Here is a 2,325-nt window from a genome sequence, read left to right on the forward strand (position 1 = left end):
CAATGAAAATGCAACAATGCTGACAAATGCCACTGAGAACAGAAGTGCTTTTCTGAGAAGTATTAAGACTAAATAAAGTACCCCCCTCACAAAAATGTGAAGGAGTTTTTTTACTTGACCACATGGTTCAGATATTCTATTTGCCAATAGTAACAGAAAGTTTTTTAATGCTTTTAATGCCTGCTTTGTTTTATTTTAGGGCTGTGTTCTCTACATAATCTATTTTTTCCAATTCTTTATTAACATCTCCCCTTTTTATTTTTTGGTTTGGGAACAACTTGTAACTTTTTGATTTGTCTTTTTTATATAGAGATTCTGTTTGTTTGTTCGGTTTCAATTCATATATTAGTTCAATAAAGTCGCCATTTTGATACACTGCTATTCCTATATCTTCTCTTTTCAAAATATCAGTGTCGGTAAGTATTTTTTCTTTCTGCAGTCTTTTATTTTCTAACGTCACAACTTGATTAATACTTGAATCATATTTTTCCTTTTTTTCTTCTTTTTCGCTTTTACATCCAGTTAACATAATGATCAAGGTTGATAGGATAATAAACAAAAATTTTGTTTTCATAATTAAATCCCTCCTAAATTTAATATTAATTGTTTAAAAAAGAAAATGGCAGGTCTAAAAGTATCTAAGACTATTCAAAACTTGAGTACGCATTGCTACATGTTTAAACTAACGTATTATGCTTAGCAACTTCAATGTAGACCGCATAAAGAAAAGACAGATGCTAACAATTACATAGAATTAAAAAAATAGCAGGCTCCTATATGGAATCTGCTACTTTTCTTTTGGAAGTGTGTAATAAAAAACGACACTTAATATTAAAAAAATGATAGGGATGATAACTAAACTGCTTTCAAGTAGACTTTGATCAATCGTACTTTCATCTGTATCAACTGTTGAAGCAGTTAGTATTACATCTTTGAGACGGTCTGCAACTTGAAGCAGGAAGAATGTAAAAAGGCTCAAAAACAGTGAAACAATTGAAAATTTGATTCTCACTTATCCCATCCCCTTATGTAGTCGCCAACTTTACTCAGTTATTCAATCTCTCTTCTAATTCATGGATACGTCTTTCTAAGCTAGAGAATTTCTTGTCATTATAGCTATGATCACGCTCAATGTTCTTATTGATCAATTTAAGTATGGACATAACTTCTTCAGGTTCGTTTTCTTCTATACGAGTAACTGTACTCTTAATTTCTTTAACATCCTGTTTAACTTCAGCAATATCCTTTGATAACTGCTGAATAGCTTCTAATATTTGTTTCTCCATCCCGTTCACCTCTCCGTACAGTATAACAGCTATTGCAATACTTTTGGTTTATTGAATCGTGAAATATTTCAATGGTTTTGTTTAACATTAAAATTTTAAAATATTGCTCATTTGCTACTTTTGGTTAAACCTGTTCAGATTTATCCTCTACAAATTCTACAACTTCTTGTATCGGACACTCTAGATACTCACAGATCTTAAGGATAACAGTTAACGCCACTACTTCGCCTTTTGACATTTTAGCCAGTGTTGATGGCGAAATCCCCAAATCCTTCTTTAAGTCACTTCGTGTTTTATCACGCTTTATTAATGTTATTTCTATTGGTTTATAGCTTATTTTCAATAGTGAAGAGGACGCAAGAGACAACTTAGAGGCAATGTTGCAAATGGCAATTAATCATATACATGTGATGTTTGAAATGGCTGGAGGGCAAACGGTTATCCTTAGAGTTAGCGACAATTTATGTGAGATGGGTGAGTATGACGCAGAGGAAGCTGACGTTGATGAATAAAACTGAGGTACATAATGAGCGGTTCAGTCAGGTTGTTTTTGGAGTATTGTTAGTAGCTGTACCGGCTATATGTATCCAGTTTGTAGCTTGGTTTGGATGATTAGGGAGTGCGGGCACACTCTCCTAATCGTAAAAGGGTTGATACCTTCCCATTGTATTTAAACTCAAAAATTTAATCAAGGGGGTCGTGTAAGGCGACTCCTCACAATTAAATAAAGTCAGTCTATGCTCCTGAATTAAGGTGTTGTTTTTAGTGATGCCTTTTTTAGGGATCAGACTGCCGTGGAATGCGCTAACACACGTAAAACTTGACAGGGTAGTGACTCAGCCGACGCAATAAATGAGGATAGGATGCCTTCTGTGTTTCCCTATTTACACATGCATCTGAAAGGCGAAAGCTGCCATTAAGTGCTGACGAAGGATGGGTGTATCGTTTCTGACGATGCAGGAGAAGCCATAAGTATACGAACCCAATTTTGGGTTGGTTGAACCTGTTAGGGACACTTGACACAGTAGGCTTGTTTGAA

General features: G+C 34.7%; 5 protein-coding genes. 1 reads left to right on the forward strand and 4 read right to left on the reverse strand.

From position 1 onward, the window contains the following. Positions 1–190: 190 nt before the first annotated feature. The 4 genes from ACQXR1_RS22050 to ACQXR1_RS22065 all read right to left on the reverse strand — a co-directional run bounded on the left by ACQXR1_RS22050 (position 191) and on the right by ACQXR1_RS22065 (position 1,608). Positions 191–574: a hypothetical protein gene (locus ACQXR1_RS22050; protein WP_430772874.1), complete on the reverse strand. Its 384-nt coding sequence runs from the start codon at positions 572–574 to the stop codon at positions 191–193. Between the two features lie 213 nt (positions 575–787). Further along, on the reverse strand, positions 788–1,012 hold the full coding sequence (locus ACQXR1_RS22055; RefSeq protein ID WP_254503293.1) for a hypothetical protein: 225 nt from the start codon (positions 1,010–1,012) through the stop codon (positions 788–790). Positions 1,013–1,046: 34 nt separating this feature from the next. Continuing rightward, on the reverse strand, positions 1,047–1,286 hold the full coding sequence (locus ACQXR1_RS22060; protein ID WP_430772875.1) for a hypothetical protein: 240 nt from the start codon (positions 1,284–1,286) through the stop codon (positions 1,047–1,049). 124 nt (positions 1,287–1,410) lie between these two features. After that, positions 1,411–1,608, reverse strand: coding sequence for a helix-turn-helix domain-containing protein (locus ACQXR1_RS22065; protein WP_430772877.1), 198 nt, complete (start codon positions 1,606–1,608; stop codon positions 1,411–1,413). Between the two features lie 64 nt (positions 1,609–1,672). Here ACQXR1_RS22065 and ACQXR1_RS22070 point away from each other — a divergent pair, with 64 nt between their 5' ends. Further along, positions 1,673–1,798, forward strand: coding sequence for a hypothetical protein (locus ACQXR1_RS22070; RefSeq protein ID WP_430772876.1), 126 nt, complete (start codon positions 1,673–1,675; stop codon positions 1,796–1,798). Positions 1,799–2,325: the final 527 nt, after the last annotated feature.

The sequence above is a fragment of the Bacillus sp. ATD genome, from assembly GCF_050585765.1.
Classification (GTDB): domain Bacteria; phylum Bacillota; class Bacilli; order Bacillales; family Bacillaceae; genus Bacillus; species Bacillus stercoris.

Bases quoted from the DNA above. Each gene is read 5' to 3' on its own strand.
- ACQXR1_RS22050 (WP_430772874.1), bottom strand. From the start codon at position 574: ATGAAAACAAAATTTTTGTTTATTATCCTATCAACCTTGATCATTATG.
- ACQXR1_RS22060 (WP_430772875.1), bottom strand. From the start codon at position 1,286: ATGGAGAAACAAATATTAGAAGCTATTCAGCAGTTATCAAAGGATATT.
- ACQXR1_RS22070 (WP_430772876.1), top strand. From the start codon at position 1,673: ATGGCAATTAATCATATACATGTGATGTTTGAAATGGCTGGAGGGCAA.